Origin of the sequence: Larkinella rosea (assembly GCF_003858635.1) — a bacterium.
GTDB classification, from domain to species: domain Bacteria; phylum Bacteroidota; class Bacteroidia; order Cytophagales; family Spirosomataceae; genus Larkinella; species Larkinella rosea.
The window spans coordinates 40,561-63,032 of the sequence record NZ_RQJO01000009.1; the positions used below are offsets into that span (position 1 = coordinate 40,561).

Consider the following 22,472-nt stretch of genomic DNA (forward strand, 5'->3'; position numbering starts at 1 on the left):
AAAAAGGGGCGGTTTTATGAAAACCGCCCCTTTTTGTGTTCATTCTAATTAATTCTTTAAGCCTTCCAGCAGACCGAAGAAAGCGGGTTTCTTTTTGTACTGGCTATCAAACAAGGTTGGTACATCGTGTTCGTTCCGCATTTTAACAATCCAGCTATCGCTATCGCCCATATCCCACATGGTAATACCGTATTGCTGGCTGACAGGAACCAGTTGCTTATAGGCCGTAGCTACAAACTGATACTTGGCCCGTTGCTTGTTCAACACTTCAGTTGTAAAGACCATGTTATTGTCACCTTTGGTGTTCACTTTAATATCCATTTCGGAGATATGTACCTGTAGGCCCGTTGCGGCCAGCGCCTTCAATGAGCTCTGGATACCGGCTTCCGGAGTATTGATGTCGATGTGCATCTGAGTACCCACGCCGTGGAGAGGAATTCCGTTACGTTTGCAATCGGCAGCAAACTTCAGGAAGCCATTCAAACGGGCCGGGGTGTTGTCAAAGGCATTGTCGTTGTAAAACAAAAGTGCATTTGGATCGGCTTCATGCGCCCAAACAAAACACCGTTGTACAAAAGCCATATAGGCATCATCGCTTGCGTACAGCGCCCGGAAGATGGTGTTCTTGATATTGCTGTTAGGATTAGAAGGGTTCGCTTCGAAAATTTCATTGATCACATCCCAGCTTTTGATTTTGCCTTTGTAGCGGCTAACGACTGTCTGAATGTGGTTTTTTACCACGGCTTCGAATTCACCCGTTGCTTTGATTTTGGTCAACCAATCGGGAGTCGCAATGTGGTAAACCAGGCAATGACCATGCAGACGCATCGGGTTCGATTGGGCCTGTTGAACCCAGTAATCGGCTTCTTTAAAATTAAACTTTCCTTTTGACTCTTCAATGTTCATGTAGGCGTGGACCGTTTTTGCATCGAACTGTTCGAAGAACATTTTATACGCGTTCGTGTTTTTCACCACCGCTACTGAGGGACCTGCTCCAATCGGGAAAGAAGCAACCATTTTCAGGGTGCTGACACTGTCATTTACCGAGGCCCGGGCGGAGTTTAACGTGATTTCCGATTCCGGATTGATGTCAGAATCCTTCGGGCTACAAGCCGTCATCAGGATGGTCAGAACCACAAAGAACAGGGCGAAAAATGAATTGGTAGAGGCAAAAGTGGTTTTCATAAAATTGAGATTTGTACGTCGATTACTTAGTGACAGTACAAATATCAAATACCTAAGTATATTTACCAAATCATTAACTTGTAGTTAATGAGTAATTGTACGTATGAAAACCGCAGATTTGCCTGATAAATAATTGTTACTCAAATCAAAAATGTGCTTTATTTGCTTATAATGGCCATTTTTGATTCTTTTTGACTACTTAGATACTACCTAATTTTAGTCCGATAATATAATGTGAAATACTCAAAATTTATTGAAATTTAATTTCATACTACTCAAATTTCCTCCTAAAATGGATTAAAAAAGCTAAGTATATAAACTGAGTAATTATCAGACAAATTGAGTAATTGTCGGACAAAGACTAAGTAGTTCGAAAGGGAATGAGTAGAAAGGAGACACTCGGAGGGGAGTCAAGCTCTGGATTGACGCATGATCCGCTTAATTTGCGGTTGTCGTGCAGTTGGAAAGGCCGTGAAAAAGGAGCGATGACTCCGGCTTTCCCGATTACCGTTGCTTGAAAACGGGCTGATGCTTTTTATGAAAAACCGTACCTGCATCGGGTAGCAGATTGAATGACGGAACGGATGAACGCTACATAAACCGACTAAGCAGGATGCGATTTATGTCTGGTAAAAATCACTGAAAGTACTGCCTTCGTTCGCTCATCGAAAACGATCACAGAATCATCTAACTTGGTAAAGAATTCGAAAAACCGGTCGCGTTAGAAAGGAATGAAGCCGCCTGAAGAAAAATCAGGGTGATGGAGTGAAAGATTAATTCGGAGCAGAAAACCGCCGGATCGGCTGGGCTTGGGAGGAACTATAAAAGGAAATTGGAAGTGTCCGGGAAAATCAGCTTTTCGCACGGTTCCACTTCCAATGTGAATTCGGAAACAACGTTATGATTTAAATCAGTCGGTAATAAGTGGCCAGATCTTTCATTACCAGTACGTTATCTACTTTGAGTTTGCCAAATATCCGGGCTTTGTGCGTGCCGACGGTCGACGTATGAATGTTGAGCGTATCGGCAATATGGCTTACGGATTTTCCCTTAACAAGGTGATAGGCGATTTCCAGCTCCCGGTTCGAGAGGGCGCCAAATGGGTCCAGCTCCTTATCAAAGTGGTGGTCTTCCTGTATTTTTTCCAGTAGTTCCGGGCAAACGCAACGTTTACCGCCTAGGATCGTGTGGACGGCTTTCAGGATTTCGGCATCCTCGGCCTGCTTGCTGATGTAGCCCTTTACACCCAGTTGCAGATACCGTTTGGCGAACGCATATTCGGTCATGATCGTAAAAATCATGATCGGTAAATCCGGCACAATTGTCTGGATATTCTGCAATAAACTGAAGGTGTCGGTATTGGGCATGTTGATGTCCATCACCACCAAGTGGTAGGTATTGTCCATAATCTTGCCAAAAGCCGCACTGCCGTTTCGGGCTTCATCAATCTGAATGGCACCATAGTGTTCTTTCAACAATAACCGGATGCCCGAACGGACAATGGAATGATCGTCCACTAATAAGATCTTGTACATGGTTTTCCTGGTTTAAAACTCCCAATTGTATTTCATCACCGGCTGCGCAGGCCGGTATTAATAGTCCAGTGCCGTGAACACGGAGTTGTTGCTGATGTATTCCGGAATCAAGCGTTTAATAGTGCCAACCAGCTGATTATCATTTCCGTGGAGCATCAGGTGACGCAGCTGGTCGATCGTGGCTTTCATCTCATCCGGGTCCGGTATAACCACCTGAGCGATCATGATTTTCGGATGGTGAGTCGCCATGGTGCGTTCGTTGTCCTTGAGGAGCTCTTCATACAGTTTTTCGCCCGGCCGCAGGCCCGTGTAAACAATTTTGAGGTCTTTATCGACCGAATAACCGGACAGGTGAATCATCTTGCGGGCCAGTTCAACGATCTTTACCGGCTCACCCATATCGAACACGAACACCTCACCGCCCTTGCCCATACCCCCGGCTTCCAGCACCAGTTGGCAGGCTTCCGGTATGGTCATGAAATACCGGATGATGTCGGGATGCGTCACCGTAACGGGACCGCCGGACTGAATCTGTTGTTGGAAAACCGTCACCACCGAACCGTTCGAGCCCAGTACGTTGCCAAACCGGGTGGCGATGAAGCGCGTTTGCCGCAGGGCTTCGTCGGGGTGATTCAGGCTCTGGACGTACATTTCGGCCAGCCGTTTGGTGGCACCCATCACGTTGGTCGGGTTCACCGCCTTGTCGGTCGAAATCATGACGAACGTCCGGACGCCGAATTTCAGGGAGAGATCCGCGACAATCTGGGTGCCCAGGATGTTGACCCGAACGGCTTCGTACGGATGCTCTTCCATGAGCGGTACGTGTTTGTAGGCGGCCGCGTGAAAGACAATCGTGGGTCGGGTTTCGCGGAAAATATGCCGCATCCGAAATTCGTCGGAGATGTCCGCAATTTTCACAATGACATTCACCTGGCGCGCAATCGCCTGGTATTCCCGGCGGAGTTTAAATTCCAGATCGAACAGCGACGACTCGGCCTGATCGACCAGCACGACGGTATGGGGACGGTGGCGTAATACCTGGCGGATCAGTTCGGCCCCGATCGAACCGGCGGCTCCGGTTACCATCACCACCTGATCGCTGAGCTGTTCGCGGATGGCCTTGTTCTCGAGTTGAATCGGCGACCGACCGAGCAGGTCTTCAATCCGGATATCGCGGATTTGGAACGAGTTCAGCCGGCCGTCGATCCATTGTTCAACGGTAGGGATCGTTTTGACAGAGACATGGTATTGCAGGAAGAAATCAGTGATTTCAGTTTTCTTTTTGGGGCTGATGGCGCCCATGGCCAGCAAAATTTGCGGGGGAATGGTTTGTTTGCGGATATAGCGAGCGTAGGCTTCCTGGCGCGAAACGACGGGCAACCCCTGAATTACTTTGTGAATTTTGTAGGGATTATCGTCGATGAAGGCTAAAACCGTATAGCGTTGCGTCGGATCCTGCGCCAGGGCATTGCGGGTGAGCAGACCGGTTTTTCCGGCACCGTAGATCAGGATCGGTTGCGGGGGCGTTCCGCGCGTAATCGACCGCAGGTGCCAATAAAACGCTTTGACCAGAAACCGGACCAGCGACAGGGCAACCAGGCTGCAGAAATAGTCGATCATCAGAATCGAAACCGGCACGTAGTACAGGATGTAACCGGCCTTCCAGGCGAAATAAGTGCCAAATGCCGTCAGCGTACTGCTGGCCGTGACCGCGTAGAGCAGCAACAGAATGTCTTCTAAACTGGTATGGCGAATGATTCCCTGGTGTGAGCGAAACAGGACAAAAAATAACGACCGGATTCCGATGGTGACGCACAGACAGTACAGAAAATAGCTGACGTGAATGGCGGCTGCCTCGAAATTGAACCGCAACAAAAAGGCTATCGAAAACGAACCGATGGAGATAAATATATCGGCCAGCAAAACGAAATAGCTGGATACGATGCGGTTGGAATGGATTTTTAAATAGTGCTCTATCATCACTTTCTAAGCTTAGATGAGTTTGGCAATGAAGATTTTTCGGCAAAAGGGAGCCAGATACCGCCGTTTTTCAACTTCGGTAGCAAACACGCCTTGATGATCAATAAATCTGAGTCTGTTCAGCCGATTACTGAACAGCAACTTTGACCAGCCTGGGTTGCGTTAGCGACGCGTTTTGTAAGGTGATGACGTAGATGCCGGTATGCAGGGATACGCCCGGGAACTGCACGGTATTACGTCCTTTTTCCAGCAGAACATCCTGCCTGCTGACGACCCGGCCCGCGTTGTCGATCAGGTTCAAACTGGCCTGGTTGGCAAGGTTTACATCCCCGTAATCGACGTAGGCCTTGACAACGCCGTTGGTCACCGGGTTGGTCGATAGTTTGAGTTCGATACCGACGTAACCGTCGAATGTCAGTGAGCGAATGGTCGAGAACTCGTATTTCCCATCGGTGTCTACCTGCCGTAACCGGTAATAATGAACCGTGGACTGGTCGGGATACTCCTGCAAAAACCGGTACTGGTGCGTTTCGAACGTTGTTCCGTGACCGGCCACTTTCCCGAGCACGTCAAAATCGCGGGCGTTGGTCGAGTGCTGTACTTCGAAGAACGCATTGTTCTTCTCCGACGAAGTGGCCCACTCCAAAACCGCATGTTTGTTGGCGGCCTTGACGGTGAATGAGGAGATCGTAACCGGCAAAGGGGAAGCACCGACGGAGGTTTCCCGGTTACTGGTGTTATTTAACGCATTGTTCTCAGATAGATCCGTGGGTTCGACCAGCGAAGCGGTCGAAGTGATCGTCGTATTGGCCACCTGCTGGACAGCGACCACATTGATAGACAGGACGATGGGTGACGCATTTTCGTCGATGGGAATGGTATTGATCAGGTAGACGCTCGTCGCGCTGGTATTGCCGGGTACGACAGCAAAACCGGGGATGGACGCAGGAGAGACATAATTAACATACTGATTGAGTGTAATAACCACGGACATCTGTCCGGCGGGAATCGGAGGGGTATTGTTATTACCGACCGTCACATTCACTACACCGGTATGACCTGTGCCTAGAAAAACGGAGTTGTTCTGATCTGAAACGATATCGGTCGGAGTGGCGTAAACGTCAATCACCTGTGCCTGACTATAATAGGAAAGTGAGAGCGTAGCCAGGAAAATAAGTACGATACGTAGTTGCTTTTTCATGGATTTTTGTTGGTTTCGAAGGAGAGATAAGAGTCTGAGGAACAGAGCCCTCAGACTCTTTGGCTTTTAAAGGGTAATGTTGACGGACGTAATGGTGGTGTTATTTTCATTGTTTATTTCGCCACCCGAACCCGTCTGAATGCGGGTATTGATCACGCTCGCTCCAGAATTGGCACCGGTACTGAGCGTCAGCGTCAACCCAATGGTTTTTGCGTTAGCCGCCCCCCCGTCAATGGTGACACCTGCTTTAGAAACCAGTTTGAAGAAACTTCCCGAATCGGTTAACGTCCAGTCATCGCCCGCCGAGCCCGAAAAGGCAACCGTCATATATTGCGTTGGCTTGGTGACCGTCAGGGTAATCGTGCCGCTGCTTTTGGATCCAGCCGGGATGTTCTTCACCGTTATGGTCAGGTTTCGAGATTGACCAATAGCCGTAAATCCAGCGTTTGGCATTAAATGAGTTGGGGTCAAATCCACCGCCGGGTCGACAAAGTCCGGCGTGTTATCGGTATCGTTATCCGGCAGCGTTGGATTCCCGGAATCGCCATACGTAGCCGGAGCGCCATCCACCGTTTGCGGAATCCCGTCGTTATCGGCTCCATCGGCGGCATCCACTACGCCATCGCCGTTGGTATCCAGCGAGCCGGGGTTCGAAATACCGCTTTCGTAGAGGTCTTTAATGCCGTCGTTGTCGCTGTCCAGATCCCGGTAGTTGGGCGTTCCATCGTTATCAGCGTCGTTTGGCGTGGTTATACCATTGGTAGCTGAAACGGAACCTGGAATACCGTTGCTATTCGGTGCGCCATCGGCAATGCCATCGCCATTCGTATCATTATTGGTGTTTCCAGTGGCTTCGATCACGTCATTGATCCCGTCGTTGTCCGAATCCAGATCGAGATAATCCGGCAGGTTATCGCCATCGGTATTGGTTGGATTGGTGCCATCCGATCCTTTTTCGACCGAATCCGGAATGCTGTCATTGTCGCTGTCGAGATCGCGGTAATTCGGAACCGTATCCCCCGTGCTGCTGTCGTTATTCGGCAGGGCCGGACTATTGGCGTCGCCGTAGGTACCGGTTGCCCCATCCGTCGCCGTTGGAATCCCGTCATTGTCCGTTTCGGACGCATCGTCGATGATACCGTCTTTGTTGGTATCGAGTGAAGCCGGGTTCGATACGCCACTTTCGTAGAGGTCGAAAATGCCGTCGCCATCGCTGTCGACATCCTGGAAGTCTTTTTTGCTATCGTTATCCGTATCCGGCGGGGTCAAACCGCTTCCGGCGGTTGCCGGAATTCCCGTTGAGCCCGGGGTGCCGTCGGCAATGCCATCGCCGTTCGCATCGGTGCCGTTGCCTTCCACCACGTCGTTGATGCCGTCGTTATCCGAATCCAGATCGATGTAATCCGGTTTTCCGTCGGTGCCGCCATCGCTGTTCGTCGGGTTGGTTCCGTCGGAGCCTCGTTCCACCGAATCCAGAATACCGTCGTTATCACTGTCGAGGTCGCGGAAGTTGGGGTTGGAATCGCTGTCGGTATTGGCCAGGGTTGGGCTGTTGGCATCGCCAAAGGTTCCGGTTGCACCATCCACATTTTGTGGGATACCGTCTTTATCAGCTCCGTCGGCATCTTCGATCTTACCATCTTTGGTGGCACCATCCAATGTGCCCGGATTGGATAAACCGCTCTCGTAAAGATCCGGAATGCCATCGTTATCACTGTCCAGATCCCGGTAATCCGGGTTATCGGTTCCATCGGTGTTGGGTGGAGTCAGACCACCGGTTCCGGCGGTTGCCGGAATCCCCGTTGTTGCAGATACGGTACCGTCGGCCATCCCATTGCCATCGCTGTCCGTTCCGCTGGCTTCCAGTACATCATTGATACCGTCGTTATCACTGTCCAGATCCTGGAAGTCCTTTCGGGTATCGCCATCGGTATCCGGTGGGGTCAGGCCCGTGCCTGCCGATGACGGAATACCAGTGGTTATGTCGACTCCCCCGTCGGCTTTCCCATCCAGGTCCGCATCGGTTCCACCGCCTTCGATGACATCGGGAATGCCGTCATTATCCGAATCCAGATCACGAATGTCGGGAATGCCGTCACCATCCGTATCCAGCGACGCATCCGCCGTACCGTATTCAACTACATCCGTAATGCCGTCGTTGTCGTCATCCTGATCACAACTGTCAAGAATGCCGTCACCATCCGTATCCGTCGTTCCCGAACAAGTATCCTGGCAGTCGGGGACGCCATCACCGTCGCCATCTTCGATGACGAAAACGTCATAGACATAATAATGTCCGAGTAAATTTAAGACGGCACTAATATCAATTTGTACCTGGTCAAATGCTGCGTTCGGAACAAAACCGACAACGGATCGACTGGTACCACCCAGGAGCGATGCACCGAGTAAATTGGCGGTAGTGGAAGTTGCAACTGGCGTTGAATTGCCATCTTTGTATACCCGAATGGTAATTCCATCCAACAATCCAACATCGATCAATCCGGTTTCAGAAGCAATGTGAAAACCAACGAATGTTTGACCGGCGAAATCGGTACCGTTATTTTTTACGGTTAACCGTACTCCTCCCGCTACCGATGTTCCGGTATAATAGTCGACAAAATCAGACGTAGAGGCTGTTGTAAGACTGCCCACACCTGACAGGCTGGGAAATACGGCTAATCCGTATAGACCCGTGTTTGAGGCACCACTGACAATCGATACGCTGTACGGGGTGTTGGTCGCGTTGCCGTCATTAAGCGCTTTTTCACAATTCGTACAGGATGTGGGTTCCACAAAAGCACCATAGAGCCGGATAGCCCCGATACTGGCATTCAATACGGGATTTATTCGGATTCGAACTTCATTGAAATCTTTGCCGGTCGTGGTTGCAAAACCTAATTTTAGTTTCGCGACATCGGTCGTTCCAGACAGGAGCGCTAAATTAAGTGCATTGGTTCCGCTGGTAACATTTTTGGATTCCTGCAGTGTTCCAAACAGATACGTCTCAATCGTAATCGTATTGAAAACATTGGCCGCCAGCAGGGCATTGGCGGTGGTTCTGGAAATAACAAAACCAACGCGACGGCCATTCGAGGAATACACCCGTTTGGTGTCAATCACACCCACTGCCACCGCAGAACCCACTGTTGCAGTTGGAGTTAAAATCGCATAATCACTTTTATCGGCGTCGATTAAGTTAGCTCTGTCCGTGAGCGAACAACCTACGCATACAGATGATTGCGTGTAGGTTACATCAGTACCGGATCCATCGATAAAATCGTCACAAACCGTAGAAGATTGCGGAGTCGAACAATCAGCCGCAAAAGCCACGGCAGCATAAATTCTCAGGGTTGAAAGAGCGGCTGCATTTACCCCGGTCGTAACCAACCGTATTTCATCAAATGCATTGGCCGCCGTAAATGTCGCGTAGAGCTTTTCGCTGGTTCCTAAAACCGTGCCTGTAGCGAGCGAGGAACCCACGCTGATTGTTTGAGATTGTGGAACTCCGGCATTGTAGAGCACCATTTTTACACCTGAAAGCAGACTCAAATCGACCACGCCGTTCCCGCCCAGAACAAAACCGGTTATCGTTCCTGAAGGATACGTGCCGCTCGATTTCTTTACCGTGAGACCGTCATTAAAAATACTGACGTTGACCAACGAACTTAAGTTGGCATACGTTTCCAGGCTGCTATCCGTAATTTTCTGTAGCTCGTTATAGTTCGCCGATTGTAAGCAACTCTGACCTAAGCAAACCGTAGCCGTCGGTCCATTACCAGATACTCCGCCCACCGCCGTACCGGAAATGGGCGTGTAACACGCCTGGGAATAGGCGGGTAAAACCTGAGCTAAAACGAAGAAAATGGCCAGAAGACCAACGAATTGGTGCCTTAGCCTTTGAATAAGGATGTGGTTAATTCGCTCCTTTAAACAGTAAAATGAAGCCATAGCGAATTGGTGTTAAATGAGTTGAGTAATGACTTTTGTGATTCTGAACGATATGGACATGCCTGTCAACTACGGTTGTTTTTAACCGCATTTTAATGTTAGATAATCGTTACCCAGCCCATCGTAAATGCGCAGATTAAAGCCCATTTATACAGGAAATGATAACAGATTAAAACGCATGTTTCTGGAGCTATTCCCGAAGAAATTCACGGCGTGCTGAATAAATGTGTCTGATAATTATTTGCAGAGCATAGGGAGCCCAGCCCGTGAAAACACGGAATTCAGATGTCAGACGCAGTTCTTCTTCAGGGTAATAGGGTATTAAATGTAAGTAACCGAATGAAGACTGAGGAGGTGGTTTGGGTCTTCAATTCGGCCGTTTCGTACTCATACATTTAATAGGTAATCGACTTTCTGTTAAAATTACAATGACACTGTGGAGGTAAGTGTCTGAAATAAAGATTGTTATTAAACAATCCACAGAAAAGCAGAGTGATCAACCGGCTGTCGACTGCTGGCGGTTAGCGCGCATCTACCAATTCGGTCAATAAAGGAGTAAGTGCATTTTTTTTCATACGTTGTTCAGCGAAATTTGAAAAGACAGAGAGTTTGTATGGGCAACTTTAAACGGTTTTTAACGGAAAATCAAATATTTGAAAGTGTTTTTTGTGTCTATTTATTATATGGTACATTTCGACCTTAAAATTATTAATATCCAATATAATCCAATTAATTATCAATAATCATGTAACTGTTTAAGCAAATAGTTTGCCAATTAAATTTTATTTATCTCGAATTTTAGTCTGATAATTATTTGAATAGCGCTGATTTTAACTCTTTCGTTTCATATGACAAAATCGGTTAGAACAGTGAAGTAATTTTAGCCCTTCTTTTCAATTATTATCCGGGTTACCTATTATAAAGTGTTAAAAATGTAATTTTTTAATATGCTTAGCGAAAACCGGTGACCGATTTTGTCATCCAAAGTCCCATGATCCCGTATTTTAAGAAAATTGCCTTTGCTGATAAAGCCACTATGTATCTATTTAAATAAATAAATATATAAATTTTTTAAGACGTATAGTGTTACGTTCGTTGCCGTAAAGACGCTGAAAAACGGGTAAGAATATACGTAGGCTACTTTCTTGTACCGGAGTACCGGTCTGATGGAGAGTGGAAATTTGTAACGTGAAATTTTATCTCATTTTTTACCTTATTTTTTTTCGCAGCATTCTGACTCCGATTTCATCAGGTTTGGCATTCAATATGATGGTAAAATGAGGTAACGTTTAGGTAAGTACGTCGTCATCGCTCCGCTTCCCAGCCAGACGCTCTACAGCTGGGGTAACGCCCCGTCGTCCACTCGGTCAGTCATCCCGCTTATTCCTGAAATAAACAATCGACTGCTTATTCGGGCCAGGTACACTCCTTAGAGAAAAACCGGCCGGATTGGTGACTTTTAGCCGGGGCACAACTGGTTTTCAATCTGTCGTGAATAAATGTTCGGCTCCTCAAAGACCGTTGAATAGCAAAGTGGCTGACAGTCAGTCGATCTGTTGCTTTTCAGAGAAAAAAAAGGAATTTTTGAGTGTATTCTCTTCATCCACCAGGACAATCTCAGGGCCTTTCCGAACGATAGCGGGGATGCGGTTTTTTTCCGAAGTCCATCGGCTGGAACGTTGTAAGTCTTTGCCGGTACCGTAGTGCGGCTCCAGGATTTGGCTCCCTCAAAACCGCTCTTTTGCGTCAGGTATTTACCCCCGGCTGCCAGTTATCGGTTTTAACTGGCCGACCGCGCTGGCGGTAACTATATTTAATGCGTCAACATACACACCTATCCAATCACACCCAATCCACTTCTTATGAAAACTAGTCTACTTATTTTTCGGTCAACGGATCGTGCCATACTGTTAGTAGGTTTCCTGGTGCTGACGAGCCTGTCGGGTTTTGGCCAGCATATCTATTATGTTACCGTTGGTGGAGGAGCTGTTACCAAAGACGGTTCTTCCTGGACGAACGCCTATGCCGCCACCCAGTTACAAACCGCCATCGATGCCGCCAGCGCGTTTGCCGACGGAGAAGTTTGGGTGGCCGGCGGGCTGTATAAACCCACCAGCGGAAGCGACCGGACGATCAGTTTTTTAATGCGCGACCATGTGGCCATTTACGGCGGTTTTGAAGGCGATGAAACGCTGTTGAGTGAGCGCCCGCCGATTAGCCTGACCACCCCCTCCAGCACAACCCTCAGCGGGGAAATTGGTGGAGCCGGTTTATCGGACAATTCCTACCACGTCATCAACAACACGTCCTCAGCACTGAGTAACAGTGCCGTTCTGGACGGTTTTGTCGTTACGGCCGGAAATGCCAACGGAGCGGGTGAATTGGAGTTTGTGGGCGGAGGAATCGCTAACCAGAACAGCAGCCCGACCCTGCGGAACTGCTGGTTTGTCGGAAATTCGGCCAGTAAAGGCGGAGCCATTTATAACCTTGCTTTCACCGGTACCTGTAGCCCGGTGATCACCAATTGTGTCATTACGCAAAATACCGCTTCGTTTGGGGGAGGAATGCACAACGGCGTCACCGGGGGCGGTTCGGCCAGCCCGAAAGTAACCAGTTGCCGTTTTGCGAGCAATTCAGCGACAAACAGCGGAGCGATTGATAACGAAGGAGGAAGCCCGGTTGTCACCAATTGTTCTTTTACGGGTAATTCAGCGACAACAAATGGCGGAGTTTCATTTAATTATACCCTGCAGAAATTTACAAACTGTACTTTTTTGGGCAACACGGCCAGCAGTGGCGGGGTGATTCACCACACATCGGGCAACACCACGTTCAATAACTGTGTTTTCTGGAATAACGGTGGGAGTTCTACGTTCAACAACACCATTGTCGTTACGGCCAATTATTGTCTGTTCGAACTGGCGGTAACGAATTACAGCGGGAGCAATAACCAGACTACGGCGGTTTTACCGTTCATAAGTACAACCGATCTGCAGCTTACGGCTTGTTCTCCAGCCATCAACGCGGGCGATCCTGCCAGCACCACGACGACCAGCGGCACCACCGATCTGGCGGGCAACCCCCGGTTTTTTAGCGGTGGCCTCATCGACATCGGTGCGTACGAGTTTCAGGGCTCGGCACCTACTCCGCCGGTTATTGCTTCTTCGGGAGGAAGTAGCCTGACGGTTACACAAGGCTCTCCGGCGGTGTCATTAACGATTACCGGTTGCGACGGTGGGATGATCAACTGGAAAGGCACCGGTGTCGATGCCAGTACCGGAACCGATTGGGCAATCTCCGCGTCTACTTCCGCTATCGGCACGACGGTTTATTCGGTTACCTGCACCCTGGGCGGTTGTGCTTCTGCGCCCGGTTCGGCCACGGTAACGGTGACTTCCGCAGTGGCATCCGGCAGTTACGACGGATACATTTACGGAGCGGATTGCAGTTCGTTCCGGGGGTGGGCCTGGGATCGCAATAAAATCAATACACCGATTTCGGTTGATATTCTGGATGGCGATGTGGTGATTGCAACGCTTTTGGCCGGCGATTTTCGGCAGGATTTGCTCCAAGCAGGCAAAGGGAATGGCAAACATGCCTTCAGTTTTGCAATCCCCGATGACCTGAAAAACAACCTTCCGCACGTCCTCAAAGCGAGAGTGAACGGAAGCAGTTTCATTCTCAAAGATTCGCCGAAAGCACTGATCTGTCAGAATAGCACGTCTCCGGCCGGTAATAAACCGCCCGTTGCACCCAGCCCGACGGTGTTGATCGCTCCGCTGACTGCGCAGGAAAACGTGCCGTTCTCGGGAACGCTCGTGACCTTCACCGACCCGGACAACGATCCCCTAACGTATGCCCTGATCGGATTGCCGTCGGGGCTGAGCCTGGATGGAACCAGTCGCGTCATCAACGGTACGCCCACGGAATCCGGCACGTTTTTACTCACCTACACCGCCACGGATGTGCCAGGCGCTACCAACAGCGTGAGTTTCAACCTGACGGTTTTGCCCGAACCCAGTGCATCGGTTACCGGCGATTTTGAAGGCTTTCTGGATAAACTGGATTGTGGAGGCATTCGGGGCTGGGTCTGGGATCGCAAGAAGGTCAACACCCCACTGACGGTTGAGTTTTATCTGGAAACCAGTTCGCCCGCGAGCACCACGGTTTTGGGAAGCTCGCTGGCGAATATCTACCGGGTGGATCTGAAAAATGCCGGGAAGGGCAACGGAGCGCATGCGTACAACTTTACGCCCCCGGCGGGTTTGACCAACGGCACGCTGGTCTACGCCCGCGTTTTGGGGAGCAATTACGTCCTGAAAGGTTCACCGAAAGCCTATCAGTGTGCGCCCGCCCGTTTGTCGGCGGAAGAAAGCAACCCGCTTCAGGCGAGGCTGCTGGGCAATCCGGTGACGGATCAGGTTCAGGTCGAAATCCGGGGTGCGGAAAACCAGCCGCTGCGGTTGACGCTGACGGATGCCACCGGACGGCTGATTGGGGAGCGTCTGCTTGAAAAAGCCAGCGCCGAAGAACGGCAAACTCTACCGGTTTCTGATCGATCGTCCGGGCTGTTACTGTTGCGGGTGACGAGCGGGCTGCGAAGTGTAACCTTGAAGGCGCTCAAACCCTAACGAATGAGGAGTGAATAATGAACCATGCAGAATGAACAAAGTGAAATCCGTCAGACGGACATTGTTCATTCTACATTATTCATTTACTAAGTGATTGGCCCCGAGCGGTTTTACGGCTTAATGCCCAGCATCAAACTGGCGTTGCCGGTCGAGGTGGTTGGGAGTTTGCCGTCCCATTTTTCAATCCATTGCTGTTGAATCAACATCGGCGTCAAGGTGCGCTGTTTCAGCGAGTTGGCCTCCGATTCGGCCTGGGCGCTGATCAACTTTGCCCGGGCGGCTCCCGTGGCGCGGGTAATGGCAATTTCGGCCTGTGCCTTTTCTGATTCGATTTTATTCCGCAGCGCCATTGCGGTTTGAACCGCCGTATTTTTGGCATCGATGGCGGCTTGCAGCGAGGGCGGGGGGGTGACGGCTGACGTCAGGCGTTCATAAATAAAACCGTCTTCCCGAAGCGACTTCCGGAGTTCGGCTTCCACTTTCGCTTCAAACCGGGCGCGCTGGCCCACCAGACTATCCGACTTAAACTCGTTGGTCGTGAGTCGGTACGCATCAAAAACCATGTTCCGAATGATGGTCTGTTCCAGCATGGGCAAGGGCCTGCGATACTGCCGGTAAATCTGGGGAACCTTCGTCGGGTCGGGGTGATAAGTCAGCGTGGGGTCGACCGTAAACGACGCTCCGTCGTTGGTGTTCACAGTAAAAGGTTGGTAGTCAACGGTCTGGGTAAAGGTAGGAAATTCTTCGATTTTGGTGAGCCAGGGCGTATACCAGACAAAACCAGTCACTTCGGTGATGTCGCTGACGCCCCGGTCGGAGCCCGACATATTAATTTTCAATCCGACGTGCCCGGCATCAATCCGGGTGTAGAATCGGCCAATGAACGAGAAAAGGATAAAGAGAAAGAAAACCGCTATGCCAATTGAAATCAGGCGTTTACGATGGGGTGCTTCCATTGTCGGGGTTGTGTTTTTTGAGTGGATTGGATTTGAAAAATTTGGTTTCGAGGAGTACTAACCCCCACGAAGCAATCAGCAGAAAGCCTGCCAGATTTAACAGCGAATTGGACCGGTTCAGCAACGCGAATGTCCAGTTGATCACATAGAAAGTAGCCACCAGCACAAGCAGGTAGCGGGCGATTGATTTCGTATCCATTGCGCAAAAAAGGGTAACGGTTGATTGACGGACAAAAACCGATGATTTAATCAAACGGGCAGCTAATTTACTACTATTCAAGGGGGTTGGAAACATTGTTTTATCGATGTACCCCCGGAATTATGGACGGCATTTATTCGGGTTGATTGATTGACAGAGGGGAAGATTTCGTTCCCGGCGCGTAAACCGATTCTCGTTATTCACTAAAATCACCGAAATCCGTGACGGAAAATCACGGATTTCGGTGATTTTTTTATGGGCAGCAACCAGGACCTTTGCCGCTTTCAATTCCACACTACTTATAAAAGATCCGTTTGGCGGATTCAAAAACAATGAAAAAGCACACCCTGCAATTTGCAAAACCACTGTTCCTGACGCTGCTTCTGTCAGCTCCATTTTGCCACGCCCGGAGCACTGATCCAGACTATGCGAACTCGAACGAGCCTTCATTCGACATCTGTATGTTCATGGGCGCTCATCAGAAAGTAAAACTGAACCTGGCCGTTCGTCAGGCAAAACCGGTTTCGGTCATTTTGCGGGATGCCAGAAACACCATTATGTACCGGGATTTTCTGAAAAAATCGCCAACGGCTTACCGCTTAAGCTTCGATTTTGCAGCATCCGAATCCGGCATATACCAGCTTGAAATCAGCGACGGGCAGCGCACGATTGTCCGCCGTGTCGAGGTACTGGAGTTTCCGCCTATTGAATCCAGTCGGCACATTGTTTACAACCCGCAAACCAGTAGATAAGCCGCTGTAAATCCTCCATTTGCCGATTATTTGTCGCAAAGCCGAACATCCCGGTGAACGGCCCATTCGTTTGATGAATACCAAAACAGCCCGGTCGTAGAAAACCGGGCTGTTCTATTTTTGCAATTCTGTCTGAACGGTTTTCACCGTCAACGCGCGATCACACGTAATGAGGGGGCCACCAGAGCGCCCAATGCCGGCAAAAATCAACCGGGGATTCGTTACCGGGTGTGGCAATCGGTCTCCTTTTTTTCTTAAGCGCCCTAAACCGGATTACCCGTTCCCGGAATGGCGTGGATACAATAATCTTCATGAGTATTTGTTGTTGATAAAGGAACGGGAAAGACCGTTCCTCCGGCAAAATTCACCGGTTCCACGCTCCGTGTCAAAATAAGATGGGCCGAAACGGGAAAAGGAAGGCTTGAAGCGAGCGAAAGCCGGTTTTGGGTCATTGGCCCTGAATGGGATTTGAACCGGTTTTGTTCGTATTTTGGACAATGCACCGGTAGGCATCGAATGTCTCGATGCCTCACTACCCGGTATGAACGACCGATTCAGATGAACTACAAACTGGTTATTTTCGATTTTGACGGCACGCTGGCCGATACATTTCCCTATTTCCTGCGGACGATCAATACCCTGGCTGCGACCTATCATTTCAGCCCCATTAATCCCGATGATGTCGATCAGCTGCGTGGGATGGATGCGCGTCAGCTGATGAAAAATGCCCGGGTGCCGCTCTGGAAAATACCACTCATTGCCAATGCCTTTATTCGTCAGATGGGCCAGGACATTGGGCAAATCCGGTTGTTTGAAGGCATGGCGGATTTGCTGGAACAGTTGTCGAAGCAGGGCGTTCGGCTGGCCATTGTCAGTTCCAATTCGGAAGCCAACATCCGCCGGGTTCTTGGCCCGGAAACCGCAGCCCTCATTACGCACTACGGGTGCGGATCATCTCTTTTCGGGAAACAGCACAAGTTCAGGAAAACGATGGAGCATTGTGGGGTTAAGCCCGGCGAAACGCTTTGCATCGGCGATGAAATCCGGGATATCGAAGCGGCAAGAGGGGCTGCCGTGGCATTCGGGGCAGTTTCCTGGGGGTATACCCGCGTTGATGTGTTGCAGGGGCATCCCGGCATTCATGTGTTTTATACCCCGGAGGGTATTGCCCGGACGGTGCTGGGCGAAACCGGTCGATGAGCGGTTTTTCGAAAAATAGTTCGAAGGAAAGCGGGCCATTCATAACTAACCTGCTGGTTGGGTTGTTATCGGTAAATCGGGATTGCGCCAAAGGGTAACGACGGAAGGACGTAAAATAAGTAGGCAACAACACCGCCGATTCGTGAAGAGAGTCAGGTCCAAAGGAAGTAATGAAATAGTCTGTAGTGGAGTGAAATCAGTAAAACAATAGATGTTGTTACTTTAATAAAAGTAAGCCAGAGCTTGTCACCCGTTTTGCATAGGCCGATTATTTCTACCTTTCGATTTTTGTTTTTTCTGTTAACCACCCTGCCTGCATCCGGTCGGCTGTGGGCTCAGGATTTTCGCTTACCCAAACCCGGACAGATTACGGACCGGGAGGGGTTACCGCAAGCCTTCGTACCCTCGATTCTTCAGGATAAACAAGGTTTCATTTGGGCCGCCACCCGCGATGGACTCTGCCGTTACGATGGACACCGGTTCAAAGTGTTTCAACCGGATCCCGACGGAAAACCGTCTATTTCCTTTGCCGGATTGAACCAAATCGAGCTGGACCACCAGGGGCGAATCTGGATTGTATCCGACGAGGGCGATATCGATCAGTTCGACCCCCGCACCGAAACGTTTGTCAATCTATCCAGACAACCCGCTTTCCGCCAATTTACGAAAATAAAAGTGCCGTATCGTCTCACCGCCGACCGAAAGGGTCGACTGTGGCTGATACCACTTGGCAGAGGCATTATTTGCTGGGATCTTAAAAAAAAGAAGGGACAATGGTTTTGGCACCAACCCACTCAGTCCGGATCGCTCAGTAGTAATCATGTGACGGATGTGACAGAAGGAGAGGATGGCAGTATCTGGCTGGCAACCGCCAACGGCCTGAATCGTTTCGATGAAGCCACCCGCAGTTTCACCCACGTACGCCACCAGGTGGGGAATCCCCGGTCATTGCCGGAAGATTCTTTAGAACGGGTCTACCGCCGACCAACGGGCGAGGTCATGGTTTTTTCCCGGCGCTACCTGACGCTGCTTCAGCCCCGAACCGGCCAGCTCCGCTCGTATCGGCTGCCCGACCAGGGAGACGAGTGGATGTTTCCTCGAGTGGCGATGAATCGGGAGGGCACCACTTATTTTTCTCAGAACAACATCCTGTTTCGGTTTACCGATCGGGAGGGGATTCGAGTCATGTCCCGCTGGAAGGAGCTCAACGACGGTTGTAGCAGTTTGCTTCTCGATCGTACGAATGTTTTATGGATCGGTACTGATGGGGCCGGAATCCGCACGTACGATCTTCAATTAAGTCCATTCCGGACTCGTCGGTACAGCCGCAATTTCTACCAGGATCTGCTTACAAATGACTCGCTGGGGCTGCCGCCCGTTTCGCGGGCGGCCCAGGCAACGCTGAGCGGTCTGAGCAGTTATAATTTTCGCTCAACCTTCGATGCCCAGGGCCGCCTGTGGTTTAACGTTGGTGCTTCCGATCTCTACCGGCTGGATCGGAAAACCCGCCAAACCGAGCGGTTTCCACTACCCGTTACCTTTCGCTGGAATGCCCCCGGCTACATTCCCTGTCCGATGACGACCGATCCGCAGGGCCGAGTTTGGGCGGTTTACGACACCACTGCCTATTTTTTCGATGAGCGAACGAGCCACTGGAATCGTTTTCCTTATCCGATACCGAGTCAAATTACCAACCCGATTACGGAACTGGTGATCGATGCGCAGTTTCTCTGGCTGGCGAGTCGATCGGGTGGGCTCTGGCGGATTGACCGCCGGAGTGGCCAACGGCACCAATTTGTCAATCGTCCGGGTGACCGGGCTACGCTGAGCAGCAATTCACTCTACAGTATTTCGGCTGATCCTGCCGATCCCAACCGCCTGTGGATCGGGACCTTTGGCAGTGGGCTTTGCCTGTTTGATAAACAAACCGGGCGGGTTCGGCGGTTTAGCAAATCCGACGGTTTGCCCAACAATGTGGTGTATTCGGTGAAACCGGATCGGTACGGTTATCTGTGGATGGGAACCAATAAAGGGCTCTGCCGGATGAATCGCCGGACCTTCACGACCCAGACCTTTACCCGGGATGATGGAATTATGGCCGACGAGTTTAACAGCTACCACTACGTCCAGTTTCCCGATGGCAAAATTTTGATGGGCGGGCTGGAGGGCTTCACGTCTTTTTATCCGCAGCAGATCGGGCAGGATACCTTTGCTCCACCCATCGAACTGACCGAACTGGAAGTCAACAACCAGATCATTCAGCCGGATTTTCCGGGCACCAGCCTCATCGATACGGTCGCTGCCCAAAACCGCTCTCTCCTGGGCGAGTTACCGATTCAGGCCACGAATCAACTGACGCTGGCGTACAATCAGAATTACCTGACCATTCGATTCGCGGCCCTGCAATTCAATCAACCCACCAAAAACCGGTATCGCTACCGCCTGGCGGGGCTGGAAACCAACTGGAAGCAGGTTGATCGACCCGAAGCGATTTATACCAATTTACCACCGGGGAATTACACTCTGCTGCTGAATGCCTCCAACACCTCGGGGAACTGGAGCCGCCACGTGCGCAAACTGGCGATTATGATTCAGCCCCCCTTTTGGGCCACCTGGTGGGCCTTTGGGTTGTATTTCCTGATGGGTTTGAGCCTGGCCTGGGGTCTTCTTCAGATTTACCTGAATCGGCTGCGGTTACAGCAGGACATTCAGTTGCGGCAAAAGGAGGCCGATCAGCTACGGGCCGTCGATGCGGTCAAAACGAACTTCTTTACCAACATCACCCACGAGTTCCGGACGCCCCTGACGCTGATTTTGGGACCGACCGAACAAATGCTGGAAAGCAAACTCGATACCGCTAACCAGCGCCGGGCTTCGGTGGTGGAACAACAGGCGCGTCACCTCCTGGGGCTCATCAATCAGTTGATGGATTTGTCCAGGCTGGAAGCCAGTGTCATGCCCATTCATGAATCCAGGGGAAATCTGACCGAATCCGTCGGGCGGTGGGTGCAGCCTTTTAGCGATCAGGCAACCGCTCAGGGGCTTAACCTGAGGTTTCATTCGGAAGTCGAAGGTGATTATTGGTTTGATGCCGACAAGCTGGAACGGATTGTTTATAACCTGACTTCCAACGCATTAAAGTTTACGAAAACCGGCACCATTACGGTTTCGCTGGAAAACGCTTCGGGCCAAATCCGGCTGAGGGTGGCCGATACCGGAATCGGTATGGAAGCCGATCAGCTGCCCCATATTTTCGACCGGTTTTATCAGGTGAATGAGTCGGCTGCCACACCGGGTACGGGAATTGGCCTGGCGCTGGTTCAGGAACTGGTTCAGTTGCAGGGTGGACGCGTTTCTGTGGAGAGCCAGCCCAATCAGGGAACGACGTTCGTGGTTCTGTTGCCGTATCGCCGGGTTGACGTGCAGGATCATCAGCCGGACAAGACCGAACTAAGTCACCGGAATAGCGAGGCCGATGCCTGGACGACAGAGGAAGAAACCGTCGATCCCCGCGTGCTGATCGTGGAAGATAACCATGAGCTGGCCCAGTTCATGGCCGACAGTCTGCCGGAACACTACCGCATTCGGCGGGCATTTAGCGGACGCGATGGACTGGATCAGGCTTTGGCGTATTTGCCCGATCTCATTATTTCGGACGTAATGATGCCCGTACCGAACGGGCCGGAAATGGACGGTTTTGCGCTTTGCAGCCAGTTGAAAACCGACCTGCGCACCAGCCATATCCCGGTGATTCTGCTAACGGCCAAATCCTCGGTCGAAAACCGGGTGGCTGGTCTTTCGATGGGGGCGGACGATTACCTGACCAAACCCTTTCGGGTGTCGGAACTCCAGCTTCGGGTCCGCAATCAGCTGGTCAGTAAACAACGGCAGCGGGCGTGGGTGCGGGCCAATCTCCTCCATCCGAATCCACCTTCGGCGCAGCCGGAAGCGGTTGCTGAGCCTGCCGATCCGTTCCTGACCCGACTCTATGAACTGCTGGACGCGAACCTGAGCGACTCGCAGTTTGGTACCGAGCAAATGATGGCAGAACTGGGCATGAGCCGGACCAATCTATTCCGGAAAGTAAAAGCGTTGACCGATCTGTCGGCGAATGATCTGCTGCGTAATTACCGGCTCAAACGGGCCGCTCAACTCCTGCGGGCGGGCCAGAGTGTCAATCAGGCCGCCTACCAGGTGGGTTTTACCAGCCCGGCTTATTTCAGCAAATGTTTCCGGGAGCTTTACCAGCTCACGCCCCGCGAATTTGCTGCTCAATCCTGATCAGGCCCTGTTTTTTGCCTGAATTCCCTTTTTGCCACCTTTTATCGACAACTGATCGGTTCTGGAACCTGGTGTTTACCATTGTGAACGCATTTGCGTCGCTGAATGGGCTGTTCAGCACCGCCAAAACCGTTGGACTGCAAAGCGGTATCGATTCAGGTCCAGCCAGCGGACCTGCTGTTGTTGCGGATCAAAAAACGTACGGATGAAGGTCTTGAAACCGTAAGGTTTTCTGGTTTAATGATCACCCCAGGCTGGATCTCCGGGCTAGGGTATTTTTTACATGGGCGGTTTTTTCTCTGTATCTGGCATCAAAAAGAAAACAAACCCGGCCTTACGAAGACCGGGTTGTCGAAACATCCTCTGTTTTACTCTCGTTACTACGTACGCGTTTGACTTCGTTTGTGATGAGCTGGTGATCAGTTCAGCTCGCTGTCACAAACCTAGCGAGTGCAACGGCGATAAACGATAACACTTGTTCCAAATACCATAACGGCTGTTCCAAATGCCCCGATCAATCTCTGAAATGACTAGAAAACAAGTGAAAGGGGCGGTTTTTGAATCTCCCAATTGGGAAAAGGCCATCGGGCTTCCATGAGATGTC

Annotated in this window: 11 protein-coding genes; 4 read left to right on the forward strand and 7 right to left on the reverse strand. The window is 50.6% G+C overall.

Annotated elements, in window-relative coordinates:
* Window positions 1-48: 48 nt before the first annotated feature.
* The 5 genes from EHT25_RS16150 to EHT25_RS16170 all read right to left on the reverse strand — a co-directional run bounded on the left by EHT25_RS16150 (window position 49) and on the right by EHT25_RS16170 (window position 9,849).
* Window positions 49-1,185: an endo-1,4-beta-xylanase gene (locus tag EHT25_RS16150; RefSeq protein ID WP_124876186.1), complete on the reverse strand. Its 1,137-nt coding sequence runs from the start codon at window positions 1,183-1,185 to the stop codon at window positions 49-51.
* 905 nt (window positions 1,186-2,090) lie between these two features.
* The gene (locus tag EHT25_RS16155) at window positions 2,091-2,720 is read right to left on the reverse strand and encodes a response regulator (protein WP_124876187.1); all 630 of its coding nucleotides are present in this window, start codon (window positions 2,718-2,720) and stop codon (window positions 2,091-2,093) included.
* A gap of 57 nt (window positions 2,721-2,777) precedes the next feature.
* On the reverse strand, window positions 2,778-4,700 hold the full coding sequence (locus EHT25_RS16160; protein WP_124876188.1) for a polysaccharide biosynthesis protein: 1,923 nt from the start codon (window positions 4,698-4,700) through the stop codon (window positions 2,778-2,780).
* Window positions 4,701-4,827: 127 nt separating this feature from the next.
* Window positions 4,828-5,901 (reverse strand): hypothetical protein, encoded by a 1,074-nt coding sequence (locus tag EHT25_RS16165; RefSeq protein WP_124876189.1) that lies wholly within the window; start codon window positions 5,899-5,901, stop codon window positions 4,828-4,830.
* A gap of 66 nt (window positions 5,902-5,967) precedes the next feature.
* Complete coding sequence (locus EHT25_RS16170) at window positions 5,968-9,849, reverse strand: beta strand repeat-containing protein (RefSeq protein ID WP_124876190.1); 3,882 nt, start codon at window positions 9,847-9,849, stop codon at window positions 5,968-5,970.
* A gap of 1,862 nt (window positions 9,850-11,711) precedes the next feature.
* On the opposite strand from EHT25_RS16170, the gene EHT25_RS16175 reads away from it, so the two are divergent.
* Window positions 11,712-14,480: a putative Ig domain-containing protein gene (locus tag EHT25_RS16175; RefSeq protein WP_124876191.1), complete on the forward strand. Its 2,769-nt coding sequence runs from the start codon at window positions 11,712-11,714 to the stop codon at window positions 14,478-14,480.
* A 110-nt stretch (window positions 14,481-14,590) separates the two neighbouring features.
* Here the strand turns inward: EHT25_RS16175 and EHT25_RS16180 are convergent, their stop codons facing one another.
* Window positions 14,591-15,436, reverse strand: a complete 846-nt coding sequence (locus tag EHT25_RS16180) for a prohibitin family protein (protein WP_124876192.1) — start codon at window positions 15,434-15,436, stop codon at window positions 14,591-14,593.
* Entirely contained in the window at window positions 15,417-15,635 is a 219-nt protein-coding gene (locus tag EHT25_RS16185; protein WP_124876193.1) for a hypothetical protein, read from the reverse strand. Before EHT25_RS16185 ends, EHT25_RS16180 begins: the two co-directional genes overlap by 20 nt.
* A 332-nt stretch (window positions 15,636-15,967) precedes the next feature.
* On the opposite strand from EHT25_RS16185, the gene EHT25_RS16190 reads away from it, so the two are divergent.
* The 3 genes from EHT25_RS16190 to EHT25_RS16200 all read left to right on the forward strand — a co-directional run bounded on the left by EHT25_RS16190 (window position 15,968) and on the right by EHT25_RS16200 (window position 21,868).
* Window positions 15,968-16,387 (forward strand): hypothetical protein, encoded by a 420-nt coding sequence (locus EHT25_RS16190; protein ID WP_124876194.1) that lies wholly within the window; start codon window positions 15,968-15,970, stop codon window positions 16,385-16,387.
* 516 nt (window positions 16,388-16,903) lie between these two features.
* Window positions 16,904-17,587, forward strand: coding sequence for an HAD-IA family hydrolase (locus tag EHT25_RS16195; protein WP_229311566.1), 684 nt, complete (start codon window positions 16,904-16,906; stop codon window positions 17,585-17,587).
* 288 nt (window positions 17,588-17,875) lie between these two features.
* Window positions 17,876-21,868, forward strand: a complete 3,993-nt coding sequence (locus EHT25_RS16200) for an ATP-binding protein (RefSeq protein ID WP_124876195.1) — start codon at window positions 17,876-17,878, stop codon at window positions 21,866-21,868.
* Window positions 21,869-22,472 lie beyond the last annotated feature (604 nt).